Raw genomic sequence first — 18760 nt, 5'->3', positions numbered from 1 at the left:
AAGTGTCGTCTACTCGACAAATTCGTGTTACTAATGGTGTCAGTAGTACCCCTACTCGAATGACCAAAATAGAGGCTCCTAACTGGCTTAAGGTTTTAGCTTGGGTTTATCTTAGTTGGGTTATAGGGGCGGTGTGTCTTGATTCTAAAAGCCGACCAGATTTCAGCGTGGTTTGATAGGTATCTACTGAAGAAAGACAAAGAGTAGACGTGATTGTGAAACGCTAATATCCATCTTTAACATGATAAAAGCGAGTAGCCAATTGAAATGGTTCTCGCTTCGTTAATCAATTACCACGTTCGATTCGAGATAAAAATTACCCAGTAAACTCTTCAGAATCGGGACGATTGGTAAACTGCACACCATTTAAGAAGTCGCACAGCAGTTGGTCTTCACACTGTTTGTAGTTTTTGTTGTTTGGCTTGCGGAAATACGCACCAATTTCGTATTTACTTAAACTAATACCAACCACCTCTAATACGTCCAGCACATCTTCTGCTTTCATGTCTAGCGCAATGCGCAGCTTCATGAGAATCATGTTGTTGGTCAATGCGACTTCTGGCTTAGGTTGCTCGCCGTCTTTTTTGCCTCGCTTGAGGTTAATAAAGCCATTTAAGAATACCGCTAACTCTTGATCCTTCATCTTAACGCAAGATTTGTCGCTTTCATCTTTTAACCAGTTTGCCACTTTATCGTGAGCCACATTGACTTCGGCCTGCCCGAAAGCTTTCATTATCTGTGCGTTTTTAAGGTTTAACGCGTGTTGGATACGACGTAAAATTTCGTTGTTAGTCACTAGGGATTCCTAAAATGAGTTCTAAGGGTGAATAAAAATCCATCAATTACATGCGATCTGTGGGTGTCTTTATTCAATAGCGTAGTTGACGGTGACTCTAACAGAGAACACGTTTCTTCGGTAGGTAAAAAAAAGGAAATAAGACGGCCTATTCGAACTAGTCGGCTAAGTTGGTAACACCCCACTTTCATAGACACTATGCTGGTTAGAAGAAGTAGATCAAACCACCTTACAGTGATTTGTGAGGTTGAGCGTTACTGGCAAGGAATGGGGCAAAGCCTAGCTAGGAGGCACTTTGATAAAAAAGTGCCGCATGTAAACTTCCGCTCTATGAAGCCTCTGGACATAAATGCTCTACATCCCTTCATTTCTAACATGCCCCCTATAGCCGTCATCCTCACGAAAGTGAGAATCTCCTACCGCGTGTAGGTGACTGAAAATTGGCGACTAAGTCACGTAATTCGGCTGCGGGACGCGCTGAATGAGATCCCCTTTTTCAAGGGGATGACTGTAATTTTTGGGGATGCTGTGAACACGAAAAGGGGCAAAAACCAGCCACGTCAAACTGTTTGCGAAGTGGATTATATGATTCAGTGGACGCTGTCAGTAGATTCCTGCCTTCGCAGGAATGACAGGATTTAGGCTGGGGCATTTATCGGTCAGTAGCGCTGAAAGGAACTGAGATGATTGACGAAAACGTGTTACCCAATTGTGAGAGCCACCTTTTTACAATTGAGCCCCAGAGTTTGTCTAACAGCCTGTTGAGCAACGTATTGTTATGAAGGAATGCTGCTCTCTGTGCACATTTCTGCACTCAACCGTTAATAGTGCCACCTCGCCCAGAGAGCATAAGGCGGCACTTTTACTCAGTATAGTCTTTATGCGTATTTAGCTCTGAGGTCATCTTGCAATTTATCGAGGTTTTCACCATTTAGCTTATAGAACTTTGAATAGATGAAGAAGCCAAGAGCACATAGTACCGCAGGAGATAAATATAGGAATTGTAAACCCGTTAGCGCCTCAGCAGTCTGGACTTCGTTAGGGACAAAGTTAATTGCGGCTAGCCCTAACCCGATTAGAGAGCCCGTAAGAGCACCAGAACATTTAGAAATTAGTGTATGCGCTGAGTAAGACACACTCTCAGCACGAATACCAATGGTTTTATCTCCGTAGTCAACAGTATCAGCAACCATTATTAGAATGATTAGCCAGTAAACCGCTCCAGAGATGCCTCCGAATACACCAGAAAGCCCGATAAGCAGATTCGACTCTGGTGCGTAATTGCCAGCAAACCATAAAGAAACAGCAGCGATCACTGGAAAAACCAATGAAGCAGAGAACAGAGCTTGGCGACCAACCGCTTTCACGATAGGTTTGAAGAAAAGCAGAGTACCAACTCCGGCAATACCGCCATAGGCAGAAGCGACAGCTAGCTTTGTCGCATCACCTAGTACATACGTATAGAAGTACAGTGTGTAGCCGCCCATAAGAGCAGTACCGACGTTGTAACAAAGCGCAATAGCTAATAGCCAAAGAAACTGTTTATTTTTAAGTATCAGTGAGAAAGCTTGCTTTAAGTTGAAGTTCTGTGAAGCAGCTTCATCCTCTTCAAAAGACTCTTCTACCCATTTGCAGGTAATCAAAGCGCTAATAATAGCCAATGCTCCAGCACACACGGCGAACAGCATATAGCCGCGCCCATCATCACCCGCACCAAAAAACATCACCGCATAAACAGCTACCCCCTGCACAGTATAACTTGCAGCAGTCGCGAATACTCTTGGATAAGGCATTAACCCTTCTCTTTCATCTTTATTCAGAGTGATCTTAGGGACTAATGACCAGAAAGGTGCATCTAACATCGTGTAGGTCATACCCCAACCTACATAGGTAAACACTACCCACCACAGTTGCGCGGTTCCTTCGAAAAGGTGGGCGGCGAAAATGCCTACCAAGAAGACAGCATTTAATACGTTCCCGACAAGTATCCAAGGTTTATATTTACCCCATCGAGTATTTGTCTTAGCAACTATATAGCCTAGTATTGGGTCGTTGATGGTATCCCATACCCTAGCAAGTAGAAACATACCTGCGAGGAACATCGGGGAAAGGCCGGCGACATCTGTGTAGTAGATCATGATAAAGATGTTTACTAACACCAAACCAAAATCCTTTCCAAAGCCACCTAAACCAAACGACCATTTGGTTTGATTACTCACCTTACCTGTAATCACGTTATTCATTATCACTCCTTAGAAATGCTTGCAATTTAGACTAAGCCTGACTGTAGGGTTATCAGGCTTTAAATCGATTAGACGCTAATTTTCATATAACCTGAGATTGGCTGCGCGAGCTCAGTAAGACCCACTTTCAGTTCCATTGTCTTGTCTTCTAAATGCTTCCCTAGGCAATCGAAAGTGCTGATAGATACTGATTTCTCGCTAAAGCTTCTAAGAATGACTCTTTCATTCATGGAGCCATTAACAATGGTTATATTGGTTGTACCATCATTAAAAACTTCAACCGGCGTATCAGAGAAGACAGCGACTACCTTTTCATGATCCAGTGAAGACTCGACGATTGGGTACTGCATCTCTGGGTTGCAAGTCTTAATCTTGCCTTTCATTAAAATATCTTTATGTTTTACCCAAAAACCAAGCCAGTGCTTAACCATCGTTAAGTGAGAGTCTGATAGTTTTCGCATGTTGGGAGAGATTTGAGGCACCGCAAATAGGGAGTTAATAAAGTGTAAGCTAGCACTTTCGACTGTGTCTTCAGGTGACCAAGTAAACATATCGGAGTGAACGGAAGTACTACCTGAAAAAGCTCTCAAATCAACAATGCCCATTCGATTCCCAATAGGATCATTTGGACAATCATGAACCCTAAACAAGTTGCCATACTTTCGGATCATTGAGCCGATATATCTCTGCCTAAACTCAATCATTATATTAGGGTTGAGCGCTTCTAAAGTTCGACGAACGTCAATCATCAGCATGTCTACTGCTTCTGGAAGAGATTCTGTATCTCTGTTTGGGTCTGGCGTCAAAGCACTCCCTTGTGCATTTGTCATGTCAAACTCATCAATAAAATCCAGCTTTAAACCGTCAAGATTGTATTCACGCACTACTCGACTGAATGTTTCTACTAGATAATCGCGAACCTGTGGGTAGCGCGGATCAAGCGTCCCAGTTTCATTCTGTTCACTGTAGAACAATAAATAGTCTTCAAACTCGTTCCATCTCTCGCACCCCTTACCCATGAACGGTACGCTGAGCCACAACATGTATTTCATGCCCATACCCTGAACGTTGCGCACATGCTGGGCGAAATCTGGAAATCTTGACGTTGCTACCTGCCAATCACCGCAATATTTATAACCACGATTGTTGTCATCCGTTTGCCACCCATCATCGAGGATAATTGTTTTACACCCTGCCGATACGGCCATCTCGCACTGCGCTTCAATTTCCTGCTGAGAAAGATCTTGGTGGAATGCGTACCACGTTGAATAAACCGGCTCCAAGGCGGCTTCAGGAACTTGCATTTGCTCGCCACCAAGTAGCTTTTCATGCCACAAAGCCATAGATTCAATAGCATCAAATACTGGTATGTCTCTTGTGTCTAAGCGAAGTGTTCCTCGGTAAGAGGTCAGTTCCTCATTCGATTGACTAAATAGGCGAAGTCTAATTCTGCCAACATTTTCTTCCTCGTATGCACCTGCATGAACGTTAACAATGTTCTTGCAATCCGAAAATGCAAAAGCCAAGCGGCTTTGGCTACGTTGAGAATAAAAGCACCCTACCGGAGCAACATGACTAATATGACTTGAATAGTAAGGCCACCATTCTGGGATACCCTTATTACGTAATGCCTTTGGGTTACCGTGAGGACATGGCGTCCAAAGACTATGCATATCGATAAAGGGAAAATCGACGTCTACGGTTACTTCAGGAAACCTAGTGGGTTCTTTTGCTGAAACCTCAATATCTAAAAACACTACTTCCTCATCAAAGCGAGGAGTTGCAGTTACTTCTATAGCATTTGTATCGAGACAAGTTGCTTCAAACGTCAAATAATCTACTAGCTTCATTATTTATCTCTATCTACACGAATCAAAAATTATAAGTTTACGAACAGCTGTTCGTAAACTTATAGGAATTTGCCTTGCGTGTAAGTGATCCACCGCACATTCAGTATGCTCTAGTCAAAAAACGTGATTCAGATCTACAAACTGACTACTTGAACGTATGATATTTGTTCGTGAGAGAAACTCTTTTGCTGGTATTATTTTCGCAGCCATTCACTAGAGGTTGCCATGTCTCAAAAACCAATCAATGCAACGCAGATCGCTAAGCTCGCGGGAGTCTCTCGAAGTACCGTATCGAAAGTCATCAACAACTACCCTGATATCCCAGAGGACACAAAAGCCAAGGTTCTATCGGTAATTGAGAAACATAAGTATCAACCAAATGCCTTTGCTCAAGTACTTAAGGGGGTACCACAGACCGTGATCGCTCTTTATGCGTACGCTTACGAGGTGGATATGGAAACTGATTCTTTGAGTTCATTAGAATCACCCTATGTCATGGGAATAATTTCTAACTTCATTAAAGCGGCAAAAAACCACAACCATAAACTTGTTGTGGAACTCATAGAGTTTGGAGATAACGAACAAGAAGTTGAAGCACAAATACGTAAAGACTTTGATTCAAAAACCATTGCGGCTGCGGTTTTTCTCGGGCTTTCTAACGACGTCAAGTTTATTGATAACTTGATAGAGGATGACTATCGAATCGCGGTAATAGATCGAGAGATCAAAGAGGCTAAGACGAGTGTTAATATTTTCACCGACGATTTCGGTGGCGCTAGACTCGCCGTTGAGCACTTATATAAACAAGGTTTTAACTCCATTGCTTTTATCGGTGGTTCAGACAACAAACACTCTGCTCAAAGTCGACTTGAGGGTTATCGAAGTGCCGTGTACGAAGCTGATACGGAACAAATTGTATTTGAAGCACTTTTCTCAGAAAAGTCAGGAAAGGAAGCTGCACAGAAAGTGCTAGAAATGACCTCACGACCGGACGCCTTTGTTTGTGCAGCTGATGTTATCGCTTATGGCTTTATTCAAACCATTAGAGAGCATGATCCCGATTATCTTAATCGAATTGGCATTGTAGGGTTCGATAACAGTCCTTTCAATCAATACCAAAGACCAGCACTTAGCTCTGTTGGTGTCGATTTTAGTCAAATAGCCATAACCACTATAGAAGCGCTATTGGGTAGTGCTGAAACTAAAAAGTATACCGTCCCGATGTCGCTTCACAAAAGAGATTCAAGCTACGCGGGACGTTGAAGAAATACGTTATTAACGAAAGATAAATAGATCAGAACGTGAGCCAACCAAGCTAGAAAAACTGGCTGTGGAGTAGTATGTGATGTTGTGGGCACTGTCGATAGATTCGTGCCTTCGCAGTAATGACAGTGTTTGGACTGAGCATTCACCTTTTGCCAAAAGGTGATGCGTGTTTTGAGAAAACGATGAGATGAACTAGTCCACCTTTTGCCCTTCTCCCATGCGCTGCAGCTTGAGCAGCGCAAAAGACAGACATCTTCTTATTCCCTAGTAAACCAGTTCAAACCAACGTCGTGAATAGAGTAATTAACCTATAATTCAGCGCATTTCCTGACAAAACCCTGACAAAACCTCGACTGTCGTAACCAACTGATTCCTATAATCTTCCTGCTCCGTTCAAAACTACAATAAAAACTATGATTATATTTACCATTGATTCTTTTAAAGAGGTTTTCCATATTCATACCTCAATGAAGAATAACCAGTTTAGTACTCAATATTTCAACGACGGCAACAAGCTTCATAAGTTGAAAGGAGTAAGTGTTAAAAAAGACGTTTTTGATGTATCGGGGATGTACCATGAAGTAATTACTGGCTGCACATTTGAGTTTTACAGTCGACCTGACATCAAAGTTAAAATCGTAGAAGGTGAGTTTCACGTTGAAGATATCGAGCTTTCACAACAACCTACGACAGATTATGGTGTCTGTGCCTCAGCGTCTGAATTCTGCTTTTAACTAAAAAAACTGACTAGCATATGCTAGTCAGTTTAAGCGAACTAAAAATGAGGTCATCAGTTACTGAATCTGAGCGCCTTGCTCTACCCATTCTCCGATTAACACACGCTCTTCATCTGTCATCTGAGTTAGGTTACCTAATGGCATCACCTTCGTCGTCACAGTTTGAGCAACAATGCGTGGTACATTCACTTTGATCTCTTCAGGCGTGTCGAGAATAACGCCAGCCGGAGCCGTTTGGAAAGCAGCATGCGTTGGTGTAGCAGAGTGACATACCGAACAGCGCTCTTGAATGACATCATTAATCTGTGCAAAGGCAATTGTGCCATCATCTACTTGAGCCGCAATATCGGCAGAGGCTTGCATGTCTGCATGATGATCACCGGCTTCAACCACAGGTGCTTTTGCGACAGGGGCTGCTGGTTTGTTGGCATAAGGCGATGTAACAAAGGCCAGCGTTACCATACCCAAAGCAGCGGCTGGTATTGTCCATGCGAACTTCTGGCTACCATGACGTGTATTAAAGTAGTGACGGACCAAGATACTAAATACTGATAGCGCAGCCAAAATTGCCCAGTTGTATTCAGAACCATATGTGCTTGGGAAATGGTTGCTGATCATGATGAACAACACTGGCAAAGTCAGATAGTTATTGTGTCGAGAACGTAACAGGCCTTTTGCTGGCAATGTAGGGTCCGGCTCTTGGTTGTTTTCAATCGCTTTCACTAAGGCACGTTGCGCAGGCATGATGACGAAGAACACGTTACCGACCATGATGGTACCAATGATAGCGCCCACATGGATGTATGCACCACGACCACTGAACACCTGTGACAATCCATAGGCTGCACCTACCAACCCTAGGAACAAAACGATGCCTAACAGTACCGGCGTTTTACCTAAAGGTGAGTTACACAGCAGGTTGTAGATTACCCAACCAGAGATAAGCGCTGCAACGCCAATCATAATCGCTGTTGTTGAGTCAATGCCCGAGCCTGGTGCTACTAAGTAGATTTCAGCATTAAGGTAATACACTACGCCCAATAGCAGGACACCAGTAATCCAAGTAAAGTAAGCTTCCCACTTAAACCAGTGAAGGTTTTCTGGCATTTTTGGTGGTGCCAGTTTGTATTTCTCAAGATGGTAAATACCACCGCCGTGAATCGCCCACAAATCGCCAGATAGGCCGTCTCTAGGGTTAGTACGATTTAGATTGTTCTCAAGCCAAACGAAGTAGAAAGACGCTCCAATCCATGCGATACCTACAATCATATGGGCCCAACGAATCATCAGGTTGAGCCATTCTGTCATGTGCGGATCCATAACACACTCCTCAAAAGCAGCTTAGACAGTCGCTTGCTGCTTGTCCTTATCTTGTTTCGTCTTATCGATGTCTTGCGGTAAACCCTTCAAGTCCAACTGTACAAGGTTCTCTTCAAAGAAAACTTCATCACAGTTATGCCCTTCCCCAGCTCTATCGACGATCAAAAATTTATCTTGGTCGGTCAGAGCCAGAACAGGATGGTGCCAAACGCCTTTGTGATAGTTGACCCCTTGACGACCGTTACTATAGAAAGCTCGGCAGTCAGTCAAAGAAGGATTGTCGCCTTTTGGTACGACAACGATAAGATACGGTTGACCAAGCAATGGTATAAACGCCTGTGAACCCAGAGGGTGTCGCTCTAACATTGAAATAGTGAGCGGATATTGAAGCGGGGTCGCTTGGAAGATACTCATGATCGCACGCCCCCCCTGCTCTTCAACATCGGCTTCAGCTAACTTATGGTAGCGACGAGTCGAACCATTATTGATCATAAAATAGTCACTATTTTCAACTTCAATCACATCACCAAACTGCTCAAATGCGGCTTTAGTGAGTGGCTCAATAGTTAGATGGCGAATACCATTACTCATAAAAATTCCCTCTATTAAGTTTAGTCTGCTTTTGTACCAAATAGGCGTAAGCGACTAATACCACCATCAGGGAAGATGTTTAGTCTTACATGGGTAACTGGACCAATCTCGTTAACCTCAGCGACAAACTCATGAATATCGTGTGCGTTCAGTTTTTGAGAAGGAAGTAGCTCCTTCCAAAACAAACTCTGAGTAGCAACTTGATCATCTGTTCCACCTTTCACGTAAGCGGCTTGAATTGAGCAGCTATCTGGGTAGTTACCTTTGAAGTGCGCTGTATCAACAACAACACGGCCAACATTACCCGCATGTCCAAGAGCCACGATCACCCAGTCGTTACCCGGCGTTCTGCGTCGAGCGGTCTCCCAACCATCACCCATGTTTTCACCACGACCAGGGCCAAGGATATTTGACTTGTTACCATAGTGCTCATCACTACAAGCCAACGCACGACCACCATTTTCTACGGCCGCCAAGTCAATTTGTTGCAACTCGTCGATAGCATTCCAATCTACACTTGGGCTACCGTAGACACGAAGACGCGCTACACCACCGTCTGGATAAATGTTAAGACGAACATGGGTATATACTTTGTCGCTGTCAATTTCGTTTAGGTGGTGCTTGTCACCTTCTAGACTTTGTGACGGTAGAATTTCTTCCCAGCCTTCCGCATGAGTTGGATCAGCATCTGGGCTATAAATAGCGTCAACAGAGGCTGACGGAGGGAAGTTACCTGTGAAAAATGAGGTATCTATATCAAGGCCTGCAATCGTTCCCGCTAAACCGAGCTTAACCACACAGAAGTCATAACCTTCGCCACGTTTACGGCGGCTTTCCCAACCGTCCATCCATTTGCCATTATCGTCATAAAGGTCGTCTTTCCACTCAGGTGCTTCACGACGAAGTAAACGACTCTTGTCTGCAAAGAAGTCATCGGTAGCGTATAGCGCTTCTGCGCCTAGTTTGTCATCTGCAAGGTTGATGTATTGTTCAATATTCAAAGACATTTCCTGTCATCCAGTTCAATTAATCCAATTAATAATAAAATGAGTACCTGCTTGCTCGTCGCCATTATCGGCATCTGCCGATATGCTCATTGCTTAGATTTTCCAGCTTAGGCTTTCGAGCTTAGGTTAATAAAAGAGATAGTCGCCTTTCCTTTGACTTACATATCTCTCAAGCGAAATAACGCTATCTTGTTGATTTCGTTAAGCGCAGTAGCAAACTCAGTTTCACTATCATTGCCTAATCGCATCTCGAACGATTCAAGAATTTGGTAACGATTGGCCCCTTTAACCGCCATGATAAAGGGAAAGTTGAAGCGATTTTTGTAGCTGTTGTTGTAAGTAGTAAACTTGGCAAATTCCTCTTCGGAGCACTGGTCAATACCAGCACCAGCCTGCTCGGCTGTAGATGCCGCGGTAAGTTCTCCATTGACCGCTGCTCTACCCGCTAAATCTGGGTGAGCGTTGATCAAGTCGAGTTGTTTTTGCTCAGACGCATTAAGCAGCGTCATCGACATTTTCAAATGTAAACTTTCTATATGGTTGTCATCTGCATCCAGTCCAGCGTCAAAAACGGACTCAGCCACCCAAGGACTGTGCTCATAAATGTCAGCAAAGCTTGAGACAAACTCATCACGTACCATAGTTGTCGGTGTGCATGATTTGAATTGTGTCATTATTGAGCTCCTTGCTGTTCATCGGGTTGATATGGGTGGTGTTCATGCCAGTGTTTGGCAATATCGATGCGGCGACATAGCCACACATCTTCATGTTGACTGACGTAATCTAAAAAGCGTTTTAGCGAGGCGATACGTCCCGGACGTCCAATTAATCGGCAATGTAAGCCTACAGACATCATTTTTGGCGCAGTTTCACCTTCTTCATACAGGGTATCGAAGGTATCTTTTAGGTATTGGAAGAACTGCTCACCGGAGTTGAATCCTTGGGCGGTAGCAAATCTCATATCATTGACGTCAAGCGTGTACGGTATAACTAACTGAGGTCTGCCTGCCTCTGCGTGCCAATAAGGAAGATCATCATCATAGGCATCAGAGTCGTAAAGAAATCCGCCTTCTTCTGCCACAATGCGTCGTGTATTCGGGCCGGTTCTTCCGGTATACCAACCAAGCGGACGTTCACCCGTCACCTGCTTAATGATTTCTATCGCCTTGATCATATGATCGCGCTCTTGCGATTCATCGGTATATTGGTAGTCGATCCAACGATAGCCGTGACTGCATATCTCATGGCCCGCTTCTTTCATCGCCATGGCAACTTCAGGATAGCGCTCAACCGCCATCGCAACCGCAAAAATGGTTAGTGGAATATCGTATTGCTCGAATAACCTGAGCACACGCCATACACCTGCGCGGCTTCCGTATTCGTATATAGATTCCATACTGATGTGGCGCTCACCTTTTATTGGCATAGCACCTGGAATTTCCGATAGAAACGATTCCGATTCATCATCACCGTGCAGTAAGCAACGCTCACCGCCTTCTTCATAATTCAATACAAAGGAAACCGCGATTCGTGCGTTATTTGGCCACTTAGGGTGAGGGGGATTCGCTCCGTAGCCGATGAGATTGCGCGAATAATCCTTATTCATCCACAGACTCCTTCTTGGTTCTTTTCTGCACTCTCTTTGGAGTGCGCTTTCACTCTTTGGTTTACTTAATTGTATACAATAATTTATCTCAATGTAAAGATTTTGTTTATCAAATTACATTTTAGAAACATAGTGCTATTTTTCAACAAGTTATATTTGAATGATTTTTAACCATCACTATTTTGGTGCATGTTCCACCCATATTCAGCACCGTTTTGATGCAACATTTTCATAACATAAACCTTTACTAATGGCGTAAATTGTGTACATATTAATATCAATAGAATTAAACAGACCTGATTTTTGTATACAGAATTACAAGATGACATTAAAGGAGCGTGTGTAAGCACGAAGCAATTATGGGACGACTAACAACGCATGTACTAGACACCGCAAATGGTGTACCTGGGTCAGAGATCCAAGTGGATCTTTTCCGTATTGAAGGTGAAGAAAGTCAGTTTATTAAGAGCGTAATGACAAACTTCGATGGCCGAACTGATTCTCCTATTCTCGAAGGCGATGACTTTGTCGCTGGAAAATACCAACTCATTTTTCATGTCGCTCCTTACTTTGAGCGTAAAGGTGTCGAGCTAGACCAAGTTCCTTTCCTTGACGATATCGTGATTCGCTTTGGATTGAATGACGAGGATGCGCATTATCATGTACCTCTGCTCGCCTCCCCTTACAGTTTTTCAACCTACAGAGGCAGTTGATCGCTGTAGCAACCTTCTCGTAGCAAGTGCAAGACAACAACAGGCAGCCTTGCACTTCTAAGAGCTCGCTCTTTTGCGAAAGAGCAATAAGTAAATTGGAATGAACCTACTCTCTTTGGAGAATGGCACTAGTGCTGGAGTAACTCTGCAGCAAGGTGTCATGGGTACTGCTGTTTTCAATTTAAGGAAAAGCAACAAACTTTATACCCAATTTCTACATTAAGGGTATTGTGTAAAGGACTTACTCAAATGAATGAAAGCAAAGCAGAAGTGCTCAACGAATCGGCTGGAAATGGCGTGCTTGAACGCTTTTTCAAGATAAAACAACACGGTTCGAGCGTTAAAAATGAGCTCGTCGGAGGTGTAACGACCTTTGCTACTATGGCGTACATTATTTTCGTCAACCCAAGCATTATGGCGGCCTCTGGAATGGATCAGGGAGCGGTCTTCGTCGCCACCTGTATTGGTGCAGCCATTGGCTGTTTACTCATGGGGCTGTTTGCGAACTGGCCCGTTGGACTCGCGCCCGGTATGGGGCTTAACGCTTTCTTCTCTTTCACTGTCGTCAGTGAAATGGGATATAGCTGGGAAGTGGCTCTCGGAGCGGTATTTATCTCCGGTATTCTCTTTGTCGGTATGAGCTTCTATAAGATACGACAGTGGATCATTGAGAGTATTCCTGAAAGTTTACGTTACTCGATGACGGCAGGTGTCGGTCTCTTCTTGGGTCTTATCGGCCTGAAAACCGCAGGTATTGTTGTTGAAAACCCAGCCACGTTGGTCTCTCTAGGTGACTTCACTAAACCAGATGCGCTTTTAGCTGCTATTGCCTTCTTGATCATCGCAGTGCTCAGTGAGCGTCGCGTGTTCGGTGCGGTGCTAATCGGTATTCTGAGCGTCACTATTGTTGGCATGATGTTGGGTCTTGTCCATTACAACGGCTTCTTTTCTGCACCACCAAGCATTGCTCCAACCTTTATGGCGATGGACATTTCAGGTGCACTTAACGTTTCTATGGTCAGTGTGATTCTTGCTTTCCTTTTTGTGAACATGTTTGACACAGCAGGTACGCTGATGGGTGTCGCTGAGCGAGCTCACCTAATCAACAAAGAAACAGGCAAAATTGAAGGACTAAGCAAAGCACTTAAAGCCGATAGTATTTCTAGTGTTGCTGGTGCATGTGTGGGTTGTCCACCAGTAACCAGTTATGTAGAAAGTGCCGCGGGTGTAGCTGCTGGTGCCAGAACTGGTCTATCTGCGATTGTTGTCGCTGCTCTTTTCCTAGCGGCAATCTTCCTCTCTCCATTAGCCGGTATGATTCCTTCTTATGCTACCGCTGGCGCTCTTATTTATGTCGCGTTCGTCATGATGAGTAGTATGCAGCATGTTGATTGGAAAGACTTTACCAATGGTGCTCCAGCAGCCATTACAGCGCTAATGATGCCACTTACTTTCTCTATCGCTAATGGTATCGCTCTTGGTTTTATCACTTACACCGTTCTTAAAGTAGCAACGGGCAAAACCAAAGATGTCTCTATTTCAATGTACCTATTAAGCGCCATTTTCGTTGCCAAACTGGTATTCATTGGCTAACCCAAAATCAAGCGGTAATGGTGCCTTAACGGTTACCGCTTGTTTTTAACCCTGCCGTTTAGGTCAGCACAACGGACGAGCAGGAAAACTATCACTACGCAGTTTGTAGAAGTCACCATGTCACCACCAAGGAAGAGTCGATTCATCGCTCTCTAAAGGAATAAGTATGAAACTTCTGTACACCCTGAACCAAAAACCGCCTCACGGCATGACCTTTTTACTGGCCGTCCAACATATGCTGGCCTCTATCGGTGGTATCGTCGCTGTACCATTAATTGTTGGCGCTTCCATTGGCCTACCTAACGACGAAATTGTCTCCCTCATTAACGCCGCTCTACTGGCATCTGGTATCGTCACCATCGCACAATGTGTCGGTTTCGGTCCTATCGGAATTAAGCTACCTGTTGTTATGGGTTCAAGCTTTGCCTTTCTTGGTGTTGCCATCTCCATAGGTAAAGATTCTGGCGTATCCGGCATTATGGGGGCAGCGTTGGTTGGCTCGTTTGTCGTCATATTAGCTAGCTTCTATATGGACAAAGTTCGCAAGCTCTTCCCAACTGTTGTAAGTGGAGTCGTGGTCACCTTAATCGGGCTAACCATACTCCCCGTTGCCATGAACTGGGTCGGAGACGCCCCCGCAGTTAGCAGTGAATTTGCTACCTTGCCTAAGCTGTTTCTTGCCGCTGTGTCACTTGGTATTGTGATTGCGGTATCGGTTTATTGTAAAGGTGCGGTTGCGGCTTCAGCTATTGTTATCGGCCTTGCCGGTGGTTACATCGTAGCGCTGTCCATGGGAATGGTTGATCTCAACCAAATAAGCACTGCTGAATGGGTAGGTGGTCCAGAACCATTTAAATATGGTCTTACATTCTCAGCCAGCGCCATTGTCAGTATGAGTTTGGTTTATATAGTTGTCATCGCCGAAGCGACTGGTGACTTTATGGCACTCGCAAACAACTGTCACACCAAGATTGATGGTAAAGACCTTAAGCGCGGATTGCTTGGCGATGGCCTGGGCAGCACACTTGCGTCATGCTTAACGGCTATGCCATTGGCATCATTCAGTCAAAACGTAGGTATTGTTGGCATTACAGGTGTTGCGAGCCGTTACGTTGTTGCGGCAACGGGTGGATTGCTCATCTTGGGTGGTTTGTTCCCGAAACTGGCAGCGATTGCAGTAACGATTCCAAAACCGGTGTTAGGCGGTGTGGGTTTTGTCATGTTTGGCATGATAGCTTACGCGGGTATTCGCATGCTTATTAAAGCGGCTGATACTAAACGTAATGCCCTTGTCATCTGCGTTGGCTTAGCATCAGGACTGGCAGTCACGTTTGAGCCACGCTTACTTCAGCATTTCCCTCATGAACTTTCAAACTTCCTTCACTCCGGGATTACAACTGGTACGATCGTCACCGTACTTTTGCATCAGTTCTTGCCAAAATCAAGCAAGCGCGAAGAGCAAGAAGCACACGAAGAAAGCCGTGCTATGGTTAAGCAAGAGATTCATGAACTTCAGCAACAAGAAGAAAACCAAGAAATATCACAGACAGAGCTGTCTGCAAAAGGTAATAATTAAGAACAGCTAACAATCAGTGGCTATAACTGTCGTGCTCTAAGACATGCCTTAATCAATGACATAGAGCACCTTACATCAACTAAAAACTTAAAAAAGACCCTCTTCCCTGAAAAGGCTGAGATGGCTAAGGATTACTATGAATGGAAACCGTATGGATTAAGAATCCACTTGCTATTTACACTGGCACTGCACAAGACGCTGGCGGCGGTATCGTCGTACAAGGCAGTCGAATTGTCGAGCTAGTAGCAAGCAACCAAGAACCCACCACAACCATTACGGCGGTTATTGACGCATCACAACATGTCGTCACTCCAGGGCTTGTGAATGCCCACCATCACTTTTATCAAACGCTAACTAGAGCTTACCCCGACGCGCTCAACAAAGAGCTGTTTCATTGGCTAAAAAGCTTGTATCCAGTATGGGCAAATCTCGACGAAGAGATGATGAGTGTCGCTACAGAATTGGCACTTGTTGAGCTATTGCTCTCTGGCTGTACGACAGCCTCGGATCATCACTATTTAATCCCTACTGGCCTTGAACATGCGATAGATTTACAAGTTGAAGCCGCGCAAAAGCTTGGAATAAGGGCCATATTTACTCGCGGTTCGATGAGTTTAGGGGAAGATGATGGCGGATTACCACCGCGTCACACAATACAAACGGAACAGACCATCGTTGATGACAGCTTACGCTTGATCAATACCTATCATCAACGTGAAGATGGAGCGATGACTCAAATCGCGCTCGCACCTTGTTCGCCATTTTCTGTGACCACTGATTTAATGAAAGAAACGGCACGAATCGCCAAAAATGAATCGGTGATGACACATACGCATCTCTGCGAAACATTGGACGAAGAAGATTTCTGTCTTGAGAAGTTTGGTATGCGTCCGGTAGATTACCTTGAGGACGTAGGTTGGCTTAATGAGCGCACTTGGTTAGCTCACGGTATCCATTTTAACAGTGAAGAGATTCGCAGACTTGGTAAAGCAGAGGTAGGAATAAGTCACTGCCCTACTTCTAATATGATGCTAGCTTCTGGTATCTGTAAAAATAACGAGCTTGAGAAAGCTGGCGTGAAAGTAGGCTTGGGTGTAGACGGTTCAGCCTCCAATGACGGTTCAAACCTAATAGCTGAGGTTCGTATGGCGATGTATTTGCAACGCCTTCGCTATGGCTCTAACAACGTAACGCACTTTGACGCGCTTCGCTGGGCAACATCAGGATCAGCGCGCGCCATGGGTCGCACAGATATAGGCGAACTCGCCGTCGGCAAACAAGCAGATATTGCCATGTTTAAGCTCGATGACATTCGCTTCTCTGGCAGCCACGATCCACTCGCTGCTCTACTATTGTGCGGAGCTCAACAGGCAGACCGTGTGATGGTTGCTGGTCAATGGCGAGTTCACGATGGTGCCGTTATGGGCGTGGATATGCCACAGCTCATTAAGCGACATAAAGCCGCCGCACTCCGCTTAAGACAAGCAGCATTACGTATGTAGCTTATTCATTGAGTTATCACGATGGAAAAGGGTCTCACTATTAGTGAGACCCTTTTTATTCACATCAATAACTTCTAACGAGATGTAATGCGTTAAATTTCTTGCATCAACTGAATATAGTTGCCGCAGGTATCATCAAGTACTGCAATCATCACAGTGCCCGTTTCTCTTGGCGCAATGGAGAACTCGACACCAAGAGCAGACATTCTTTCGTATTCTGCAGCAATATCATCAACAGCAAACGATGTCCAAGGGATACCTGCCTCTTTAAGAGATTGTTGATACAACTTGGCAGGTTCAAATGCCATGGGTTCAAGTAGTAGTTCAACACCCGATTGTTCCTGTGGAGATACTACGGTTAACCATTTGTGCTCACCTACAGGTACTTCCGTCTTCTTCACAAAGCCCAACATGTTGGTGTAGAAGTCTAATGCTTTGTCCTGATCGTTGACAGGAACACTCGTTAAAGCAATTTTAATCATTCATATTTACCTTAGATGTAATGGAATAACTAAAAGATAGCCAAGAAGTCATAGGAAAACTTATTCTAGATTGCTTTTATTGCGCTTTTGAAACTCCCTTGGTGAATAACCCGTACACTTTTTAAACACCAAGGAAAACGTCGCTACGCTTTCGTACCCCACTTCAAAGCAGGTATAGGTAATCTGGTGCCCCTCTCGCAACAGTGCTTTCGCTTTGGCAATGCGCATATCCCTGAGATAGCTTCGGGGTGTGACACCATAAAGCTTTTTAAAGATGCGCACATAGTGAAAGCGCGACATCAACGCTGCTTTAGCTAAGTCGTTCAACTCAATATTCTCTGAGTGAAATTTTTCCATGAAGGCTTTGGATTGGCGAATGAGTAAATACTGCTTGGCCTTTATGGGAGATTCACTGTAGAGACGGTCAATCTCTTGTTCATAGAATGTTTTGTTAGAAGGTGCCACTTGGACTCTGTCCCTTTCCAAAATACTCATCAAAGTCTAACACACGACTTGGCCTTAATTGCTAGGCAAACAAATCTCAATCGGTATGATTTATGAGTACGAGCAAGTGTGTATAATCGTCGGCAGACTCTTGCTGTCAGCATAAGAAAGATAGCGAACTAAAATGGATGGAAGATGAAATTACAAACTATCGATAAGCAGTTATACCGTTCTCGTTTAAACATCGTCATAATCGCTTGTATCGCGACCTTAGCAATTTCAAGTTTAGCGATTTCACAAACCCTGATTTATCTCTTCCCTTCTCCTTCTGGCTCTCACTTTCACTGGAACCTTCTAGGCGTCATAGTTAGTGCTATTGGGCTTGTTATTGTTCTTCTAAAACTCAAAGCCCAACCCAAGATGAAAGAGGTCGTTTATGTTTGGGAACTGAAACAAGCACTGAATCTCATTTATCGCAAAAATCGCAAGCTGCTAGCCGCCGCCGAACAAGGCAACGCTGATGCGATGTTAGCCCTTCAGTTCAGCTATGAAGGGTCGCGCCAACTTTGGCAGCTTGATGACAACACTATCACCATAAGTAGCTTAAACACTGCACAGGAAAACCTTGACGAGTGGATACAAAAGTACGGTGTGACAATTAATGTCAGCGACTACGACTCAGCAATATTGAAGCAATTTTAATATTCATTAAGCCACATACAAATATCACCATCAATTGAACATCGCCTTTAAATAATATATTTAATAGGCGATACTTTCTAAAGAAACACTCTGTTTCAATAACAAACAAATCCTCAGACTTTTATTAACCCCCCATAAACCAGTGCCAACCAACTAACACACCGGTCACTTTGAAATATAATCTAACCAATTAATACACAATGACCAACATATTAAATAACTCATTGATTTATATATGACATACTTAATTTTACTTTAAGTTAACCTTCAAGTAACATCTGTTTTTATTTATCCACTTCATTGGCTCTTTGAAAGTAAACCCAACCCAGTAC

16 protein-coding genes and 2 pseudogenes are annotated in these 18760 nt (G+C 44.1%); 7 read left to right on the top strand and 11 right to left on the bottom strand.

Annotated elements, in window-relative coordinates; all coding sequences use genetic code 11:
- Nucleotides 1-316 precede the first annotated feature (316 nt).
- The 3 genes from HW45_RS16930 to HW45_RS16920 all read right to left on the bottom strand — a co-directional run bounded on the left by HW45_RS16930 (nucleotide 317) and on the right by HW45_RS16920 (nucleotide 4889).
- Entirely contained in the window at nucleotides 317-796 is a 480-nt protein-coding gene (locus tag HW45_RS16930) for a DUF1456 family protein (RefSeq protein ID WP_038228402.1), read from the bottom strand.
- A gap of 878 nt (nucleotides 797-1674) precedes the next feature.
- Nucleotides 1675-3039 (bottom strand): melibiose:sodium transporter MelB, encoded by a 1365-nt coding sequence (gene melB, locus HW45_RS16925; protein WP_038228400.1) that lies wholly within the window; start codon nucleotides 3037-3039, stop codon nucleotides 1675-1677.
- Nucleotides 3040-3107: 68 nt separating this feature from the next.
- Complete coding sequence (locus HW45_RS16920) at nucleotides 3108-4889, bottom strand: glycoside hydrolase family 36 protein (protein ID WP_038228398.1); 1782 nt, start codon at nucleotides 4887-4889, stop codon at nucleotides 3108-3110.
- 225 nt (nucleotides 4890-5114) lie between these two features.
- Here HW45_RS16920 and HW45_RS16915 point away from each other — a divergent pair, with 225 nt between their 5' ends.
- Together HW45_RS16915 and HW45_RS16910 are read left to right on the top strand one after the other, a co-directional pair.
- Nucleotides 5115-6152 (top strand): LacI family DNA-binding transcriptional regulator, encoded by a 1038-nt coding sequence (locus HW45_RS16915; protein ID WP_038228396.1) that lies wholly within the window; start codon nucleotides 5115-5117, stop codon nucleotides 6150-6152.
- 416 nt (nucleotides 6153-6568) lie between these two features.
- Nucleotides 6569-6889: a hypothetical protein gene (locus HW45_RS16910; protein ID WP_152559685.1), complete on the top strand. Its 321-nt coding sequence runs from the start codon at nucleotides 6569-6571 to the stop codon at nucleotides 6887-6889.
- A 60-nt stretch (nucleotides 6890-6949) separates the two neighbouring features.
- Here HW45_RS16910 and HW45_RS30360 read toward each other — a convergent pair.
- From HW45_RS30360 to puuE, 6 genes and pseudogenes are all read right to left on the bottom strand, one after another.
- Nucleotides 6950-7204: pseudogene (locus tag HW45_RS30360) on the bottom strand (urate hydroxylase PuuD); the annotation flags it as partial.
- A 71-nt stretch (nucleotides 7205-7275) separates the two neighbouring features.
- Nucleotides 7276-8212 (bottom strand): annotated as a pseudogene (locus tag HW45_RS16905) (urate hydroxylase PuuD); the annotation flags it as partial.
- Between the two features lie 21 nt (nucleotides 8213-8233).
- Nucleotides 8234-8803 carry an ureidoglycolate lyase gene (locus HW45_RS16900; RefSeq protein WP_038228392.1) on the bottom strand — a complete coding sequence of 190 codons (570 nt, stop codon included), beginning with the start codon at nucleotides 8801-8803 and terminating at the stop codon, nucleotides 8234-8236.
- A gap of 20 nt (nucleotides 8804-8823) precedes the next feature.
- Nucleotides 8824-9810, bottom strand: coding sequence for an allantoicase (alc, locus tag HW45_RS16895; protein ID WP_038228388.1), 987 nt, complete (start codon nucleotides 9808-9810; stop codon nucleotides 8824-8826).
- A gap of 158 nt (nucleotides 9811-9968) precedes the next feature.
- The gene (gene uraD / locus HW45_RS16890; protein ID WP_006070608.1) at nucleotides 9969-10484 is read right to left on the bottom strand and encodes a 2-oxo-4-hydroxy-4-carboxy-5-ureidoimidazoline decarboxylase; all 516 of its coding nucleotides are present in this window, start codon (nucleotides 10482-10484) and stop codon (nucleotides 9969-9971) included.
- Nucleotides 10484-11416: an allantoinase PuuE gene (gene puuE, locus HW45_RS16885; RefSeq protein WP_038228386.1), complete on the bottom strand. Its 933-nt coding sequence runs from the start codon at nucleotides 11414-11416 to the stop codon at nucleotides 10484-10486. Before puuE ends, uraD begins: the two co-directional genes overlap by 1 nt.
- Before the next feature lie 359 nt (nucleotides 11417-11775).
- Here puuE and uraH point away from each other — a divergent pair, with 359 nt between their 5' ends.
- The 4 genes from uraH (at nucleotide 11776) to HW45_RS16865 (ending at nucleotide 16800) form a co-directional block, all read left to right on the top strand.
- Nucleotides 11776-12129 (top strand): hydroxyisourate hydrolase, encoded by a 354-nt coding sequence (uraH, locus tag HW45_RS16880; protein WP_006070606.1) that lies wholly within the window; start codon nucleotides 11776-11778, stop codon nucleotides 12127-12129.
- Nucleotides 12130-12378: 249 nt separating this feature from the next.
- Complete coding sequence (locus HW45_RS16875) at nucleotides 12379-13722, top strand: NCS2 family permease (protein ID WP_038228384.1); 1344 nt, start codon at nucleotides 12379-12381, stop codon at nucleotides 13720-13722.
- A 166-nt stretch (nucleotides 13723-13888) separates the two neighbouring features.
- On the top strand, nucleotides 13889-15298 hold the full coding sequence (locus HW45_RS16870; protein WP_006070604.1) for a nucleobase:cation symporter-2 family protein: 1410 nt from the start codon (nucleotides 13889-13891) through the stop codon (nucleotides 15296-15298).
- 140 nt (nucleotides 15299-15438) lie between these two features.
- The gene (locus tag HW45_RS16865) at nucleotides 15439-16800 is read left to right on the top strand and encodes an 8-oxoguanine deaminase (protein WP_038228382.1); all 1362 of its coding nucleotides are present in this window, start codon (nucleotides 15439-15441) and stop codon (nucleotides 16798-16800) included.
- Nucleotides 16801-16892: 92 nt separating this feature from the next.
- Here HW45_RS16865 and HW45_RS16860 read toward each other — a convergent pair whose 3' ends face one another.
- Nucleotides 16893-17282 (bottom strand): VOC family protein, encoded by a 390-nt coding sequence (locus HW45_RS16860; protein ID WP_038228380.1) that lies wholly within the window; start codon nucleotides 17280-17282, stop codon nucleotides 16893-16895.
- A gap of 60 nt (nucleotides 17283-17342) precedes the next feature.
- Nucleotides 17343-17777, bottom strand: a complete 435-nt coding sequence (locus HW45_RS16855) for a helix-turn-helix transcriptional regulator (RefSeq protein WP_051868181.1) — start codon at nucleotides 17775-17777, stop codon at nucleotides 17343-17345.
- A 144-nt stretch (nucleotides 17778-17921) separates the two neighbouring features.
- Between HW45_RS16855 and HW45_RS16850 the strand changes: the two genes are divergently transcribed.
- A complete protein-coding gene (locus tag HW45_RS16850; protein WP_038228376.1) occupies nucleotides 17922-18428 on the top strand; it encodes a DUF3087 domain-containing protein in 507 nt (168 codons plus the stop codon).
- Nucleotides 18429-18760 lie beyond the last annotated feature (332 nt).

Origin of the sequence: Vibrio sp. ER1A (genome assembly GCF_000733315.1) — a bacterium.
GTDB classification, from domain to species: domain Bacteria; phylum Pseudomonadota; class Gammaproteobacteria; order Enterobacterales; family Vibrionaceae; genus Vibrio; species Vibrio mediterranei.
The sequence above is the reverse complement of the archived record's forward strand: the minus strand, read 5'-3'. Positions and strand labels throughout refer to the sequence as shown.